At 62.9% G+C, this 14854-nt stretch carries 20 protein-coding genes and 1 tRNA gene; 13 read left to right on the top strand and 8 right to left on the bottom strand.

Features of this window, described 5'->3' with window-relative positions:
* Nucleotide 1: 1 nt before the first annotated feature.
* On the top strand, nucleotides 2–355 hold the full coding sequence (locus AArcSt11_RS07005) for a type II toxin-antitoxin system PemK/MazF family toxin (protein ID WP_238478921.1): 354 nt from the start codon (nucleotides 2–4) through the stop codon (nucleotides 353–355).
* Here AArcSt11_RS07005 and AArcSt11_RS07000 read toward each other — a convergent pair.
* The 4 genes from AArcSt11_RS07000 to AArcSt11_RS06985 are packed head-to-tail and all read right to left on the bottom strand — an operon-like array spanning nucleotide 352 to nucleotide 3399.
* A complete protein-coding gene (locus tag AArcSt11_RS07000; protein WP_250595805.1) occupies nucleotides 352–657 on the bottom strand; it encodes a chorismate mutase in 306 nt (101 codons plus the stop codon). The two genes, AArcSt11_RS07005 and AArcSt11_RS07000, sit on opposite strands and share 4 nt — an antisense overlap.
* Nucleotides 615–1469 (bottom strand): shikimate kinase, encoded by an 855-nt coding sequence (locus AArcSt11_RS06995; RefSeq protein ID WP_250595803.1) that lies wholly within the window; start codon nucleotides 1467–1469, stop codon nucleotides 615–617. Before AArcSt11_RS06995 ends, AArcSt11_RS07000 begins: the two co-directional genes overlap by 43 nt.
* Nucleotides 1470–1501: 32 nt before the next feature.
* On the bottom strand, nucleotides 1502–2203 hold the full coding sequence (locus AArcSt11_RS06990) for an HAD family hydrolase (RefSeq protein WP_250595802.1): 702 nt from the start codon (nucleotides 2201–2203) through the stop codon (nucleotides 1502–1504).
* Nucleotides 2200–3399 (bottom strand): 2-hydroxyacid dehydrogenase, encoded by a 1200-nt coding sequence (locus AArcSt11_RS06985; protein WP_250595801.1) that lies wholly within the window; start codon nucleotides 3397–3399, stop codon nucleotides 2200–2202. Before AArcSt11_RS06985 ends, AArcSt11_RS06990 begins: the two co-directional genes overlap by 4 nt.
* On the opposite strand from AArcSt11_RS06985, the gene AArcSt11_RS06980 reads away from it, so the two are divergent.
* The 9 genes from AArcSt11_RS06980 to AArcSt11_RS06940 all read left to right on the top strand — a co-directional run bounded on the left by AArcSt11_RS06980 (nucleotide 3398) and on the right by AArcSt11_RS06940 (nucleotide 8038).
* Nucleotides 3398–3835 (top strand): DUF5796 family protein, encoded by a 438-nt coding sequence (locus tag AArcSt11_RS06980; protein ID WP_250595800.1) that lies wholly within the window; start codon nucleotides 3398–3400, stop codon nucleotides 3833–3835. The two genes, AArcSt11_RS06985 and AArcSt11_RS06980, sit on opposite strands and share 2 nt — an antisense overlap.
* A gap of 1 nt (nucleotide 3836) precedes the next feature.
* A complete protein-coding gene (locus AArcSt11_RS06975; RefSeq protein WP_250595799.1) occupies nucleotides 3837–4085 on the top strand; it encodes a DUF7508 domain-containing protein in 249 nt (82 codons plus the stop codon).
* On the top strand, nucleotides 4085–4504 hold the full coding sequence (locus AArcSt11_RS06970; RefSeq protein WP_250595798.1) for a GIY-YIG nuclease family protein: 420 nt from the start codon (nucleotides 4085–4087) through the stop codon (nucleotides 4502–4504). Before AArcSt11_RS06975 ends, AArcSt11_RS06970 begins: the two co-directional genes overlap by 1 nt.
* A gap of 30 nt (nucleotides 4505–4534) precedes the next feature.
* Nucleotides 4535–4618, top strand: a tRNA-Leu gene (locus AArcSt11_RS06965).
* Nucleotides 4619–4787: 169 nt separating this feature from the next.
* Nucleotides 4788–4994: a DUF8141 family membrane protein gene (locus tag AArcSt11_RS06960; RefSeq protein ID WP_250595796.1), complete on the top strand. Its 207-nt coding sequence runs from the start codon at nucleotides 4788–4790 to the stop codon at nucleotides 4992–4994.
* A 24-nt stretch (nucleotides 4995–5018) separates the two neighbouring features.
* Complete coding sequence (locus AArcSt11_RS06955; RefSeq protein ID WP_250595794.1) at nucleotides 5019–5462, top strand: DUF8009 family protein; 444 nt, start codon at nucleotides 5019–5021, stop codon at nucleotides 5460–5462.
* Nucleotides 5463–5509: 47 nt separating this feature from the next.
* Nucleotides 5510–6295 carry an inositol monophosphatase family protein gene (locus tag AArcSt11_RS06950; protein ID WP_250595792.1) on the top strand — a complete coding sequence of 262 codons (786 nt, stop codon included), beginning with the start codon at nucleotides 5510–5512 and terminating at the stop codon, nucleotides 6293–6295.
* 39 nt (nucleotides 6296–6334) lie between these two features.
* Nucleotides 6335–7468 (top strand): DUF63 family protein, encoded by a 1134-nt coding sequence (locus AArcSt11_RS06945; RefSeq protein ID WP_250595790.1) that lies wholly within the window; start codon nucleotides 6335–6337, stop codon nucleotides 7466–7468.
* Between the two features lie 93 nt (nucleotides 7469–7561).
* Entirely contained in the window at nucleotides 7562–8038 is a 477-nt protein-coding gene (locus AArcSt11_RS06940) for a hypothetical protein (protein ID WP_250595788.1), read from the top strand.
* Here the strand turns inward: AArcSt11_RS06940 and AArcSt11_RS06935 are convergent.
* The 4 genes from AArcSt11_RS06935 to AArcSt11_RS06920 form a co-directional block, all read right to left on the bottom strand.
* The gene (locus AArcSt11_RS06935; protein WP_250595786.1) at nucleotides 8012–8857 is read right to left on the bottom strand and encodes a hypothetical protein; all 846 of its coding nucleotides are present in this window, start codon (nucleotides 8855–8857) and stop codon (nucleotides 8012–8014) included. The two genes, AArcSt11_RS06940 and AArcSt11_RS06935, sit on opposite strands and share 27 nt — an antisense overlap.
* A gap of 101 nt (nucleotides 8858–8958) precedes the next feature.
* On the bottom strand, nucleotides 8959–10680 hold the full coding sequence (locus AArcSt11_RS06930) for a YcaO-like family protein (RefSeq protein ID WP_250595784.1): 1722 nt from the start codon (nucleotides 10678–10680) through the stop codon (nucleotides 8959–8961).
* Nucleotides 10681–10720: 40 nt separating this feature from the next.
* Nucleotides 10721–11539: a transcriptional regulator TbsP gene (gene tbsP / locus AArcSt11_RS06925; protein ID WP_250595782.1), complete on the bottom strand. Its 819-nt coding sequence runs from the start codon at nucleotides 11537–11539 to the stop codon at nucleotides 10721–10723.
* Between the two features lie 303 nt (nucleotides 11540–11842).
* Nucleotides 11843–12139, bottom strand: a complete 297-nt coding sequence (locus tag AArcSt11_RS06920; protein WP_250595780.1) for a PRC-barrel domain-containing protein — start codon at nucleotides 12137–12139, stop codon at nucleotides 11843–11845.
* Between the two features lie 141 nt (nucleotides 12140–12280).
* Between AArcSt11_RS06920 and AArcSt11_RS06915 the strand changes: the two genes are divergently transcribed.
* From AArcSt11_RS06915 to AArcSt11_RS06905, 3 genes are all read left to right on the top strand, one after another.
* Nucleotides 12281–13309 carry a DNA polymerase V family protein gene (locus AArcSt11_RS06915; RefSeq protein ID WP_250595778.1) on the top strand — a complete coding sequence of 343 codons (1029 nt, stop codon included), beginning with the start codon at nucleotides 12281–12283 and terminating at the stop codon, nucleotides 13307–13309.
* Between the two features lie 64 nt (nucleotides 13310–13373).
* A complete protein-coding gene (locus AArcSt11_RS06910) occupies nucleotides 13374–13742 on the top strand; it encodes a thioredoxin family protein (RefSeq protein ID WP_250595776.1) in 369 nt (122 codons plus the stop codon).
* 37 nt (nucleotides 13743–13779) lie between these two features.
* Entirely contained in the window at nucleotides 13780–14793 is a 1014-nt protein-coding gene (locus tag AArcSt11_RS06905; RefSeq protein ID WP_250595774.1) for an NAD-dependent epimerase/dehydratase family protein, read from the top strand.
* The last annotated feature ends 61 nt before the right edge of the window (nucleotides 14794–14854 follow it).

Here is a 14854-nt window from a genome sequence, read left to right as displayed (position 1 = left end):
GATGGACGTTCGCCGTGGAGATATCGTCATCGTCGAACTTGATCCGACAGAGGGGTCAGAACAGCGAGGCACGCGACCCTGTCTGGTCGTGCAAAACGATGTCGGAAACGAGAACGCCCCGACGACGATCGTCGTCCCCTTCACGACGTCGCGAGGGGACAAACTGTATCCGTTCGAGGTGCTCGTCACCGCTGCGGAGTCCCCCCTTCGAGAGGATTCAGTCGCGCTCTGTAGTCAGATTCGCACGGTTTCGATCGAGCATCGAATCACGGAGTCGATTGGCTCTGTTCCGGATTCCCGGATGGAAGACGTCGATTCGGCACTCGAATACAGTCTCGGTTTGACGGAACGCTAGCGAGACTCCCGCTGCTCGGCCTTGTTCAACTCGATCAGCAGCCGAAAGATCGCTTTGACGAGGTTCCGGTCGACGTCGAACATATCGGCGTTCTCGCTCGCACGAGCCATCACCGCCTCCTCCTGTGACTCGTCGGTCGTCGGCAGGCCCTCCTGTTCTTTTACCTGTGCGATCGTGTCGGCAACGTACGTGCGCCGTGCGATCAACTCGACTATCTCGTGGTCGATATCCTGAATCTCCTCGCGGAGCTCGTCGAGGCTCATCTCGTCCGCGCGCCCGCTGATTGTGTCGTTGTCAGCCATGTGGTCCCACGTCTCTTGTTCCACTTCTCTTGTACCCCTTCGAGTGCTTTTCGGTCGCCGATGGCAACGACGCTCGGGCCGGTTCCCGACAGCGAGACGCCGTAGGCCTCTGGCAGGGCCTCGATGGCGGGCGCAGTCGGGAACTCCAGCGCCGCGCTGAAGGCAAAGCCGTTGACGGTCATCGCCAGCCCGTACCGGCCGTCGACGGCGAGTTCTGCGACCAGTTCGGCGACCGGGGCGATCCGGTGACAGCGCTCGACGTCGGCGTCGGCGCTAAAGGCCTGCTCGGGCGGCGTATAGACCAGTACGTCCCAGTCGACGGTCTCGTGGGCGAGCAGTTCGTCCTCGGTGTTGTCGGTGACGGTGACCCCGCCGAGCATCGACGCGGAGGCGTCGTCGAACGCGCCGGTGATCGTGACGCCGACGTCACGTGCCGCCTCGACGCCGAGCAGACAGGCGGTCTCGCGCTCGACCGTCTCGGTCTTACCCAGCGCGTCGAGCGTGGCGAGGACGGTCGCGTTCGCCGCCGCGCTCGAACTCTTGAGTCCCGAGGCCATCGGCACCTCGCTTTCGGTCGTGACAGTGCCCCCCTCGCCGTCACCGTAGCGTTCGGTCGCAAGCTCGACACACCGCTCGATGAGCCGGGTGTCTGCGTCCGGTGCACTCTCGATTTCGCCCGTCACGGTGTCGGCATCGGTATCCAGCGAGACGGTTGCAGTCGTATATGCGTCGATCGCAAAGGCCGATCCCTTCCCGCTGGCGAGCGCGTTGAGAATCGTTCCGGCAGCGGGGGCTTCGGCAGTACCGTTCATGCTGTGACAGAGTCACAAAGTCCACTTACCTCTTACTTTTCGCGCGGGTGACGATCAGCCCTGTTGGATCCCCCGGCCGACAGCAAGTCGAACACCCGCGTTCTCAGTTCCGCCGCGTCCTCGACGAGTTCGTCGGCGGGCGAGAGATCCGTCTCCCGGTTGCCCGCGCCGCGAAGTGCGATCGTGCAGGCACCGGCGGCTGTCGCGGCCGCGATCCCGTGGGCGGAATCCTCGACGACGATACACCGCTCCGGATCGACGCCGACCTGGTCGGCTGCGGTCAGATACGGCGTCGGGTTCGGCTTCGACGGTCCGTCGATATCGGTCGAGGAAACGACCACGTCGTATGCGTTACCGAGCTCGAACCGGTCCAGCACCAGCTCCACCCAGTCCCGGCAGGACGCAGAGACGAGGCCGAGAGCCACTCCCGCGGCGCGCAGGTCCGTGAGCAACGCCTCGTAGCCGTCCAGAAGCGTCGCACGTTCCAGATAGACCTCCTCGGCGTACTCGTCGTACAGGGCAACGAACTCGTCGCGGTCGACCCGTAACGAGACCTCGTCCATCGATGCGAGTCGGTCGTAGGAATCCTCGGGACTGAGCGCCCGGATCGTCTCGATGTCGATTCCCTCACCGGCGGCAGGCAGGATCTGCTCGGCTTCGAGCTCCCGCCACGCGTTCGCAGTCGCAACCGTGACACCGTCCATGTCGAAGAAGACTGCCTGATACCCGCTCATAGATCCAGCGAGAACCCCTCCAGTGTCTCCGGGTTGACGACGTGCATCGGACGCTCGTCCGCGGCCAGTGCCTCGATATCGGCGACCGTCAGCTCGGTGTGACGATCGATGACGCCCTGGGAGGCCGAACCGATATGTGGCGTCAGGACGACGTCGTCTCGTTCCAGTAACGGATGGTCGTCGGCGATCGGCTCCTCGTGGTAGACGTCGAGCGCAGCCGCACGGATCTGGTCGGCTTCCAGCGCCGAGAGCAGGGCTCCCTCCTCGACGAGCGCCGCGCGAGCCGTGTTGACGAAGTACGCGTGCTCGGGCATCGCCGCGAACTCGTCGGGTCCGATCATTCCCCGGGAACTCGGCGCGATCGCGGCGTGCAGGCTGACGACGTCACTGCGCGAACACAGTGTTTCGAGGTCGTCAACTTTCTCCACGTCGAACGGCTCCATCTCGACGTGGTCGACGAACGGATCGTACGCGATGACGTCCATTCCGAAGCCGGCGCTCGCCCGTTTGGCGACACGTCGGCCGATCCGACTGAAGCCGACGAGCCCGATCGTTCGGCCGTGTAGCTCCGGCCCCCGTAGCGTGGTGTACGGCGAGTCAGCGCCGATCCCCCAGGTGACGTCCTCGCGCTCGCCGCCAGCGGAGGCGTCCTCGCGTGGCTCGCCCGTATACTGTCCTGCACGGAGGCGTCGATCCGCGAGTGCGATGTTGCGCGTCGCGGCGAGCAACAGCCCCATCGTGTGATCAGCGACCGTCTCGGCGTTCCGGCCCGGTGCGTACAGAACCGGAATACCCCGCTCCGTCGCCGCACTGATATCGACGCTCGCATCGGGACCACCGCGCGGACAGGCGATCAACTTGAGATCGTCGGCGGCGTCCATCAGCTCGGCCGGGACGCCATCGAACCCCGAGACGAACACTGACACTCCCTGTAGTTTCTCCTGTAGCGTCTCGACTGAGTGCCGCGAGTCCCGATCCTCAATCGGATCGAACTCGGCATCGAAGCCGAGCGCAGTTAATCGGTCGATACCCTCAGACGAGAAGTTAGACGTGACAAGCGCTTTCATGCGGTACGTTGGCAACCCTACTCCGATGTACTCGGCACCGAATAAATATTTTCCGACGGTCCCCACCCTGTCGGAGTCAGCGCTGACGAACGCGGCGTTTTTCCCCCTGTCCACCAAATCATCGGGCATGAGCGCACGCAACGACGTCGCACCGTCGACCCTCGGCGTCACCCTCGAAGAGTCAGGGATCACGGTCGAGTATCTCGACGGGCGAGAGGTCTTCTATCACGGGCCGCCACAGAAGGCATTGGAGACCGTCCGAACCGCCCCCGGAAAGCTCGTGCAGGTACTCGTCACCAACCCCACGGAGACGGAGGGCGTGATGATGTACGTCAACGACCGGAACACCCACGACTCGATCCTCGAAACGACCGGCGTCGGCCGGGTGTTCGTCGAGCCCGGTGAGGAGACACAGCTGTTCCCCGGCGTCCACGCCCGGGCAGAAGGTCACTCGGTCATCGTCGAGGCCGACCCCGAAGTCGCGCGAGGACGCGTGTTCGTCTTCGCCGAGGACGAGTTGAGCGAGCAGGCCTACGAAATCGTCGACGAGAGCGATGAGGAGTAAGATGCCGCTTCGCACACAGTGGCGCGATCTCGACCGCGCCGCCGCGCGAGCCGCGCCGAACCGGTACGGCGTCGTGGAGTACGGCACGAGCGATGGCGACGTCCTTGCCGTCGAGACCGGGATGCTCAAAGACGAACTCAAAAGCGCAGTGGGTTACCGCGATGCGGCTGCCGTCCGGTGGAAAGAGACCCAGACGAAAGCGCAGGCCGAGGAGCTGGCTGCCGAACACCGTGCCCGGCTTGACGACTGATGACTGGCGGCACCTACACCCTGCTGATCGAACTCCCGGGATCGATCGAACTGGAGATCGGCGCGCTCGGTATGCACAACCTCCCGGAAGGCTGGTACGCCTACACCGGCAGCGCCTTTGGCGCGGGTGGCTTTTCGCGAATCGACCGCCATCGCCGCGTCGCATCGGGCGAGCACGACGTCCGACACTGGCATATCGACTACCTGCTGGGGCATCCGGCGACGACGCTCGCGGACGTCAGGCGCCAGCCCGAGGCAGACGTCGAATGTGCGGTCGCCGACGCACTGCCCGACTCACCGGTGGCTGGCTTCGGCTCGTCGGACTGTGACTGTCCGGCGCATCTGGCGTACGACGCCGACGAAGCGTCGCTCCGGTCGGCGATTCAGGCGGCATACCCCGACGAAAAACCGATGGGTTAAACCCACCCCACTGGCTACATCGTACTGCGTGCGAGGGTAGCCAAGCCTGGAAACGGCGGCGGACTCAAGATCCGCTCCTGTAGAGGTCCATGCGTTCAAATCGCATCCCTCGCACTGACGGCCCACATGGGCTCACAACAGTGCGGCAAGACGGAGCGTCTTGCCCTCGCAAACTTCTCACGAATGCCGCTCGCCCAGTCACGCGTCTCGACATCGCGCCGGGCCGGTCGTCATGGCTCTCTGGATCAATACACTCATTTGGATGCGGAATATTGACGTGAATATGTCCGCCGGATGGTTCCACTCCAAGCCCTTCGCAACGCAACTCATCATCGTCGCGACCGTCTGTGATATCACTGGCGCGTCGCTCGGCTATGCCTTCCACCCACAGCTCGGTGTCGACCCGATCATGGGCGTCGTCTACGGGCTGATTGCAGGAACGATCCCGCTGGGGATCTGGCTGAGCATGCAGCCGGAAGTCAGGTCTTAGTACACGCAGGCCAAGCAGGTGGTAATGGAAGAGCAGTCCGATCCCAGCGCGATCAGGTCGATCGCGGTGACGGCTGACGACGTGGTGACGGGAGCCGAGCGCACGCTTCGCAGCACCGACGAGGTCGTCCTGCGCGTGACGCCGCCCTTCGCGGGGCGAATGCGGGCGCGGATCCATCGGGTACGTGAGGGAGAGTACGGCGTTACGGATGAGGAGTACGGCGACCCGGTGCCGATTCACGTCGATCCCACAGAACTGATCGCGGAGCTACCGACGTACCCCGAGCCCGAAGAGACCGAAGACGAGCTACGGGCCGAACCGGAGCGATACACGCCCGAACGACACCGGGAGTACCACCAGCAGGTTGTCGAGGACTGGCGAGAAACGGTGCGAGAGCGGATCGTCGATGAAACGACGCTTGAGTGGGACGGCGGCCACAAGCGGGTGTCGGTCAAACATCTGGGCTGAGCGACGGGACCGACAGAGTGAGGGACGTCCTCCCGGTAGCGAACGGTATGGGAAACGAGGCAGGCGAACGAGCCGGGATCGCCGAACGCGCGGCCAGCGCAGGGGCCGATCGTGCCCTCGCGCTGTTCCGCGGGGAGCTTGACGTCGAGACGAAGGCGAACCCGTCGGATGTCGTCACGGAGGCCGATCGGGACGCCCAGCGGGCCGTCTTCGACGCGATCCACAGTGGGTATCCCGACGATCCAATCGTTGGGGAGGAAGATGATGCACTGAAAGAGGTGCCAGAAGAGGGCCCAGCCTGGATCGTCGATCCGATTGACGGGACGGCCAACTACGTGCGCGGGAACCCGATCTGGTGTACGAGCGTCGCGGCGGTCGTGGATCGAGAGGCCGTCGCGGGCGCGACGATTCTGCCAGCGCTCGGGGAATCCTACGTCGCCGACGACTCGACGGCACGGCTGAACGGCGAGCCGATCTCGGTGAGCGAGCGGAGCGATCCGGCCGCCGCACAGGTCGCGACGACGCTCTGGTGGGGGTTCATGGAGGGCGAGAATCATGTCGAGACGATCGGCCGGCTTGGCCGCCGGTTCGGCGATATCCGACGGTTTGGGTCTGCACAGGCAACGCTTGCGATGGTCGCGAGCGGAACGGTCGACGCCGCTGCGTCGCCGATCACGCCGAACTCGTGGGATTCGGTTGCGGGCGTACAGTTGATCAGGAACGCAGGTGGAGTCGTGACAGACATCCACGGCGATCGATGGGAGGTCGGAAGCGAGGGACTGGTCGCCTCGAACGGACACCTCCACGACGCTCTGTTAGACGCGATGCAATAGACCGGAACCCTGAAAGTCCACCCGGACGCTGTATCGTGTATGGAAGAGCTGTACGAACGGATCGACGAGCCGTTTCGAGCGTGGCTCGCCGCGCTGGTCGGCATCGTCGGTATCCTCGTTGTCGGGGCACTCGCGTTCCCGCGGCAGGTCTACGACGGGTTTCTCTGGCGGTACTTCTGGGGCCCCGTGGCGGCCGACGGACAGGGTGCGACGTGTGCCGTCCGTGAGGGCGGTGAGACGACACTGTTGACGAGCACCACCGAGTGTGCTCAGGCGACAGGCTACGTCGCCGAACCGGGTTATACGACGGTCTCGACCATCAGCTACGCGCTGATCCTCATCTTCATGCTTGTCGGTGTCGTACTCCTGCTTCGCCGTCTGGAACTCGGCTACGATCCGGCGTTTTTCTTCGCGCTGTTCCCCTTCGTCCTCTTCGGTGGGGCACTAAGAACTGTCGAGGACGTCGGGATCACGCTTGGGCCGGAGGCCGCCGCGACCGTGCCGTATCCCTGGAGCGCCGCGCTGATCAGCCCCTTTATCTACTTCACCGTCTTCTTCTTGACCCTTGCAGCGCTGCTGGTGAGTATCGGACTCTCGGAACGTGGGGTCGTCGATCGGTTCCAGCCACCGCTTGCAGTCGCGGGATCCGTCCTGCTCACGATCACGATCGTCTATCTCGGCTGGGTGATTCAGGTATCCGACGCGATTACGTTCAACCTCTGGGTGCCAGTCATCACGCTCGGGGGGGCGACGATCCTTACCGCTGGCGCGTGGTGGGCAACCGAGCGCTTCGCCCCTGCTGTCAACGCCGGGACCGGGCTCATGGGCGCGCTGGTCATCTGGGGCCACAACGTCGACGGCGTCGCGAACGTTCTCAGCCTCGACTGGAACCACGTGTTCGGCCTGCCGAACTACGGCCCGAAACACGTCGTCAACGGGTTCATCTACAACAATACCGGCACGGTCCAGCCCCAGTTCGTGACCGATGCGATCGGGACTGCGTGGCCCTTCATTTTCCTCAAACTGGGTGCGGCAGTCTTCGTCGTCTGGATCTTCGACGACCGGATCTTCGAGGAAAGTCCAGCGTACGCGATGTTGCTGTTGATCACCGTCCTTGCAGTCGGTCTCGGCCCGGGTACTCGTGACTTCCTGCGAGCGACGCTGGGGATATAGGCGCTCGTTCGGGTCGGTCAGAGATCTGGTCGGTCGTTCGGACTGGGCCGCAGCGCCCCAACAACTATCTGGTTGCGAAATTACACTTTCACCATGTCCTCGCCCCTGCACACCCTCCAGCGATCATTGAGCGGGATACTCACTCGTGACGCGGTCCTTCTCGGGCTCGCGTGCGGCCTCCTCCACGCGCTCGTTGCGCTGTGGGCGTACGCGTCGATCCGGCCGGGATCGGTCGTTGAGGTGTTCTCCCCCGAACAGGCCGCCGGTGCGCTCTTGCTTGCCGCTGCCTGTCTTGGCCTCGTCGTCCTCGGTGCGGTGCCAGCCGTCCTGCTGTATCGTCGCGGACTCGTCGCGCCCGTCGTAACGCTAATCGTTCTCTTTTCGTGGTCGTTCTATCGAAGCTGGCAGTCGTTTGCGGCCGCGAGCGAGGTCGGTGCGACACCCGGCGTGACGCTCCGGCCCGATTCGGTGTACGTCATGTTCTGGGTTCTCCCGCTGGCGATCGTACTCGTCGTCGCGGTCGTCGAGCAGCTGCTCCGAGGCTCATCTCGACCGTCGGAGCACGTCTGAGCCCGACCTTCGGGAGTACTCCGCCGTGATGACGAACGCGAGTGCCCAGATGATGGCTGCACTTCCCCATAGCACGCCCGCCGAGCTGGACTGTGCCGGGAACGAGATGGACATGAGGCCGTAGTAGCCCATCGGCAGTGCGGCGAGCCACGAGGCAAGTCGCCAGCCGTCGAAACCGAGTGCGGCGAACGCACCGTACGCCAGCGGTGCCACGGCAAGGCCAGCCATCATCACGTGGTGGCCCATGATACCGTGTGAATCGAGCGTGCCGGTGCTGGCCCCCAGCTGGGTCGAGATGAACGCCAGCAGGGGGACGGCCGCGAGGGCGACCAGCCCCAGCAGCGCGGGACTGTAGGAGTCACCACGCCTGAACAGCCGTCGGCCCGCAGGGTGGGCGACCAGCGCGATACCCGTGAGGAGGAAAAACGGTATCACCTCTTCGGGGCGGCCGACACCGTACCAGACGGTCCCTGCAGTGATTGCGGCGATGACGATGAAGGCACCCCACATCGACGCGATCCGGTCTTTCGGCCGGTAGGCCTGTGCGAACAGGCCAAGCAGGAAGACCGTCACGACGGTCGCGATCCCCATGATGTGAAGCCGGTGGATGCCGAGTTCGGCGGCACCGCTGGCAGACCAGCCGGTGGCGAGCGTCCCGAGCAGTTCCGGAAGGAACAGCACGGACAGGACGCCGGCCAGCACGAGCGAGAGGTAGAACGTTCCGTTACGTATCGTCCCCAGTACCGAGCGGCGCTTGCGCACGTCCTCGTAGTCGTTTGTCGATTCTGCCAGATCTACTTCATTGTTAACTGTCCCCATGGTACAATGGTATACACGCCTCTGACGGCAATAAACCGGTATTCAGCAAAATTCGGAATATCCGTTAAACGGTCCTGACAGGAACCGAGAAAGAGTATGGGTCAGGGGTACGGGTGGAATCGACGCTCCAGTCGCGGCTCGAATCCGAGGTCGCCCGGGACGGTTCGGGCGCGCTCGCCGAAGAACGGTTCGCGGGTAAAGAGTGGCTGTGCCTCCGGAACGACCGCACGCACGACCTCGAAGCCGATGGTCTCTAGATCCCTCGGGGTGAGCCTGACGCCATACGGCGACAGTCCGGCGTCGACGACCCGTTCGACGAGCATATCGAGTTCTGCCTCGCCCTCGGGAACGTCGTCTGGCCCCACAGAATCCACTGGAATCGGGTTGCCGGCGTCGACGAAGATGGCAGCCTCCTCGGGGAACGAGGCGTACTCGCCGATCGCACCGCTTTCCTCGCTCGCGGTTTCTCGGCCCATCGAGCGGAGCTCCATCCAGTTCTGGAGGGCTTCAGCCAGAGCGTCTCGGGCTGCGTCTGTGGGATCGAGAGCAGCTGCGGAACCGACCGCAAAGCGCGGCCACTCGCCATCACGGTGGACGGCAACAGCAATGACGGGGATGTCCACGTCCTGCGTGACGAGCAGGGGGGTCACCGTGAGTTCCTCGCTCCGGGCACGACGGGCCAGCGACTGGAACGCCTCGTCGTCGACCGCCAGTGCAAGGGGCTCGAACGTCGAGTACCACGCAAGCATTGTCGCGTCGCGTTCGATTACCTCGTATAGCCCCGACAGCAGTGCTCCGACGGTTGAGGAGCCAAGTCCAAGGCCGGTCGTGATGGCGGCTCCGAGTTCGCGGGTCGGCGGCGGGAAGTGTGCCTTCTCGGCGGGGACTGACACCGTCTCTCCCGTGTCGATATCCAGTCCGGAACGCCACGGGATCGGCCCGTCGAGATCCGCGTCGGTGTCGTCGGGAAGTACGAACCGATCCGGTGTGATCGGGTTCTCGATGTCGTCGGTACGGCCGTGCTGGAACTCTTCGTCCCGGTAGATCGCCGCCCCGTAGCGCTCCAGGGCCTCCCCGAGCGCCTTCATGAACGCGGTATTCCAGTCTGGATGGACGCCAGCAGCCTGCGCGGGCGCGTCGGCGTCGCTAAAGCCACTCGTTGCACGGACGTTCGCGAGGTAGTACGGGGCCGGGAACGATTCGATCTCCCCCACCGATTCGACGATGCCGACCCGGTCGTCGAGTGCCATCTCCGCACGTTCGAGGGCCGCCTCAACCGGGGACGGTTCGTACGCGAGGTCGAGGTCAGCGGCAGGCGCGGAGCCACACTCACAGCCCGGAACCGGCAGGAACTGGCGTCGGTGATGGGGTATCTCGATGACGCCGCCCAGCACGGGAGTCTCCTCACCGGAGAGCAACTGCACGAGTTCGTGACCGGCGACCGAGCCCGCAAGTCGGACTGCACTCCGGCCCGCTCTGGGCTCGCTGCTGGCCCCATCGGAGTCGCGGTCCGCGTCGACGCGAGACCGGAGACAGTCATAACAGCCCGTCGCGGGTGCGAACCCCGAAATAGCTGCGTCAATGTCGCCGATCGCCCGCCCGCCGATCCCGCCGACCTCGATGGCAAGCCAGGGCGTCCCGCCCTCGCGTGCTGCCCTGTTCGCCCGGTCGAACGTCTGCGCTCCGGCGAGGTCCGTAACGACGGCGAACTCGGCCGTTCCGATCTCCTCGGCGTCAGCTGTTCGCGTCGAAACCGATGCGTCGTGCAACGTCTCCGTGAGGGCGTCGATAGCGGGACCGTCGCCGACGAGAGTAACGTCCATACCCCGAGAGTCGTGCGGGGAGTCGAAAAAGCGTAGGGATCTAGTTCAGGATCGACTGGGCCGTCGTCGCGAGCTGACCGTTGTCAGCGTCACGAAGGCGGTCGTCGCCGAACTTCAGGCGGAGTCGCGGTCGACCGACGTCGATCGGGACTTTTTCGGTATCGATCAGGCCCATGTCTTCGAGCCTCGTCTTCGTCCGCGAAAAGGTCGCTTTCGAGGCGATCCCGACGTCCTCGCCCCACTTGCTGATGTCGTAAAGCAGTGCCTCGTTTTTCGCCGCGACGAGCAGGCTGATCGTTACTTCGTCGAGACCGTCGCCGTCACCGCGGGCCGTTTCGAGGGAGTCGAGAATGTTGGAGAAGTCGGCCTCGGCGTCGGCACTGATCTCTTCGCTGAGCGTCTCGCGAACGCGGGAGATCGGTGGGGTTCGGAGATTGAACTCGTCGGCTGCCTCCCACCGGCTGCGATACGTCTCGACTGTCCGATCGACGAATGCATCGTCCTCCGAGACGAGTCCGGCAACCTCGTTGCCCGTGTCGATTAGTGCGACGATGGACTCGTCGGTAATGACGAGCGAGTTCCGGGGCGGGCTTTCGACCGTCCGAAGCGTGAGTACGCCCATCTCGACGAGGTCGGCGGTGTTACTCGCGATGATGAAGTCGTCCATGACGTCTTTGAGCGTCCGCTCCTCGGCAAGAAGCTGGACAGACGGGAGCTCGCCGTCGAGATGCGTCGCGACATCGACGAACGTTTCGATCGTCTCCTCCGCCGGGTTCACGAGCAACAACTCCTCGTCGGCGTCATCGATCATCTCGCGAAGAATTTCATCAAGCTGTGTGTCGAGTAAATTCGAAGTCATGCCTATATACTGGTGAAGGGGGTGAGATACTTAATTTTATTGGCCGAACCTGAGTCAAATCTTTCATTCATTTATATATTCTAAATATCCATTATAGATATGGGGAAATATGACTTCATCCGGCTTTCGGGGAAACAGTAATATGACTTCGATCTAGTTGCTGTGAGTACAATGTGTGTAACTGACTCCCAGTCCGCACCGCTGGGCACCTCACAGTCCGATCCGGAACCCGGGCTCGCCGGGGGTAGCGCCTACACCGGGCCGTAGCAATCGATCGACGATAGGACTCCAGGACAGAGCCCGCTACACGACGACTTCGCTCGAATCGTTCTCGTCGGGGGAGCTAAGTCGCTCGACGATACTATTGATCAGCACGACATCGCCGACCGACCGCACCCACCGATACGGGATCATGATGCCGCGTCCATCCCCGACGTGTCCCGAGAACAGATCCATATTAAGCTGGTGCAGGGCAAGCCCGGTCACCTGCTGTTTGTCGAGGTCGAGGCGGACATCCTCGATCTCGCCCACGAACACCCCGTTGTTTGAGTAGACTTCACGGCCGACGAGCGCAGTGATCTCCGCTGAGGAGTTTTCCATACGTGTCCATGAGCGGGGTGTCACGTTAACTTTTCGTCAGACACGGTTCGTGGCGGAAAAACTAAACGAAGCTGGCGCAGTTGAATACTAATAAATATATCTTCCCAGCAAATATTTACCGGTTGGCGGAAAGGAGCCACTATGGAACGACGAACATACCTGCAATCGGGCACTGCGGTCGTGGGATGTTTGCTGGTCGCCGGCTGCCTCGATGACGACGATACTGAGGATGAAGCAAACGGCGATGAGGAAAATGGAGAGGACGAGACCGGTGACGAGGAGAACGGCGAGACACAGGAGGAGTCCCGTGACGATACCGAGATCGCGGCCGAGTACATCGATGATGCCGACCGGAACCTCGAACAGGCGATTTCCACGTTCGAAGACGAACTCGACGCAGTCGACAGTATCGAGGACGGTCATTTCGATATCAGTCTGATACAGTCGTATATCGACGACGGAGAGTCGGATCTCGACGAGGCGGCGGAGTACGCAAGTCAGGATCAGCGAGACGAGATCGACGCACGCCGTGATCTGATCACGTTCCTGCGCGAGTTTGTCGCAGTGTTCGAGTCGCTGGATTCTGGTGTCGAAGACATCGAAACAGCCGACAGCTATATCGACGCAGAACGGTTCAGTGACGCGATCGATCGGGTCGACTCGGCTCACTCGCACTTCCAGGACGCGAGTTCGAGCGCCGAGGCGGCTCAGGATGCGTATGCGGATGTCGACAGGGATGTCCTCGAATCACTGTCGGATATCAACCCGAACGAACTCCAGAGCGCGATCGACGAGATGCAGACCATCGTCGACAGTATGGTCCCGCTGGCGGACGGGTTCGCGTCGCTAATCTCCGGGCTCGAACTGTTTCTGGATGGGCTCGAACACTTCGAGCGCGAGGAGTGGCACAGCTCCTATGAGCGTATCGAGGATTCGGAAGACGAATTTTCCGATGCCGTCACCGCGTTCCGCGATGGTGAAGAGATCGCGCCCGGTGATATTCGCGACGATTTCATCGAGTTTACCTGTGCTGCAGAGAACTTCGAGACTGCGGCCGGACACTGGGCAGCGGCGGCACGGGCCGCCGAGGACGGCGACTGGGACCGTGCTGACGAAGAATCACAACTGGGCAACGAAGCACTCGAATCCGACTGCGAGATCGGGATCTGATTGGTCCCACCGGTAGCTGTCCCTCTTCGGGAGCATGTAAACCGTTCGAGAACGTACGTCAGCTATGACCGACTCGGATCGACCAGCGAACGAGGTGCAAGGGGACGGGATCGATCGTCCTGCTGGCCTGTACGACACCGCCGACCTCGACGAATTCGTCGCCGACCACGACCTCGCACTCGTCGAGTTCTACACGGACGGCTGCTCGATCTGTCAGTCGATGGAACCCATCCTCGGGAACGTCCACCGGAGCAGCCCCGCAACCGTGGGAACGATCAACCCCCGTAACGATCCGCCGCTGATCGACGAGTTTGACGTCAGGAGTGTCCCGCTGTTCGTCCTCTTTGTCGACGGTGAGCCGGTCGAGCGGATCGCCGAGGGGTTCGTCGAAACCGAGCGACTGATTGATCTGATCGAATCACACGCGGGCTAGACCGGAGACTTTTCCGGCGGCGACGCGACCACCGCACATGGACGTTCTTATCATCGGCGGGACGGGACTGATCAGTACCGAAATCACGCGCCAGCTCGTCGACGCCGGACACGACGTGACCTGTTTTACGCGGGGAGAGACCGACGCGGAGGTCCCCAAATCGGTGCAGTTCGTCTACGGCGACCGCGACGACCACGAGGAGTTCGTCGAGCAGGTAGCCGACCTCGACGTCGACTGCGTCATCGACATGGTCTGTTTCGACGCAGAGACGGCCGAACGAGCGATCGAGGCATTCGCAGGCGAGATAGACCAGTACATCTTCACGTCGACGATCGACGTCTACAGTCGGCCGCTCGACACTAACCCCGTCACTGAGGACGCCCCACGGGAACCGCCGACCAGCGAGTACGGGAAGAACAAGGCAGCAGCCGAAGACGTCTTTACCGCCGCTGACGGCGAGGCGTTCGCAACCACGATCATCCGGCCCTGGAGCACCTACGGCGATCAGGGGCCAGTGCTTCACACCTTCGGCGACGGGACGTACTACCTCGACCGCATCCGGAAGGGCAAACCGATCGTCGTCCACGGGGATGGCACCTCGCTGTGGGGGCCCTGCCATCGCGAGGACGTCGCCAGAGCGTTCGTCAGTGCCGTGGGCAACGAGCGTGCCTACGGCGAGACCTATCACGTCACCAGCGAGGAGGTGATCACGTGGAACCAGTACTACCGGATCGTCGCCGATGCGCTTGACGCCCCCGAGCCCGAACTCGTCCACATCCCGACCGAACAGCTGCTGGAGGCCGATCCCGAGCGCCGACATCTGCTGGAAAACCACACGTACTACGCCACGGTGTTCGACAACAGCAAAGCCCGTCGTGATCTCGACTTCGAGTACACGATCCCGTTTTCCGAGGGCGTCTCCCGGGCGGTCGAGTGGCTCGCTGCGAACGACGAGATCGAGCCGTGGGATAGCGAACGTGACGACGAGATTATCGACGCCTGGCGTGAGGCGATGGGGGCGTTTCGGTCGGCCGTAAACGACGAAGCCTGAGTGGGATAGTGTAACTGTTACAGAATCCAGTATCTATAAGTATCTACCAGTAGTAAATAGT

It is taken from the genome of Natranaeroarchaeum aerophilus, from assembly GCF_023638055.1.
GTDB classification, from domain to species: domain Archaea; phylum Halobacteriota; class Halobacteria; order Halobacteriales; family Natronoarchaeaceae; genus Natranaeroarchaeum; species Natranaeroarchaeum aerophilum.
The sequence above is the reverse complement of the archived record's forward strand: the minus strand, read 5'-3'. Positions and strand labels throughout refer to the sequence as shown.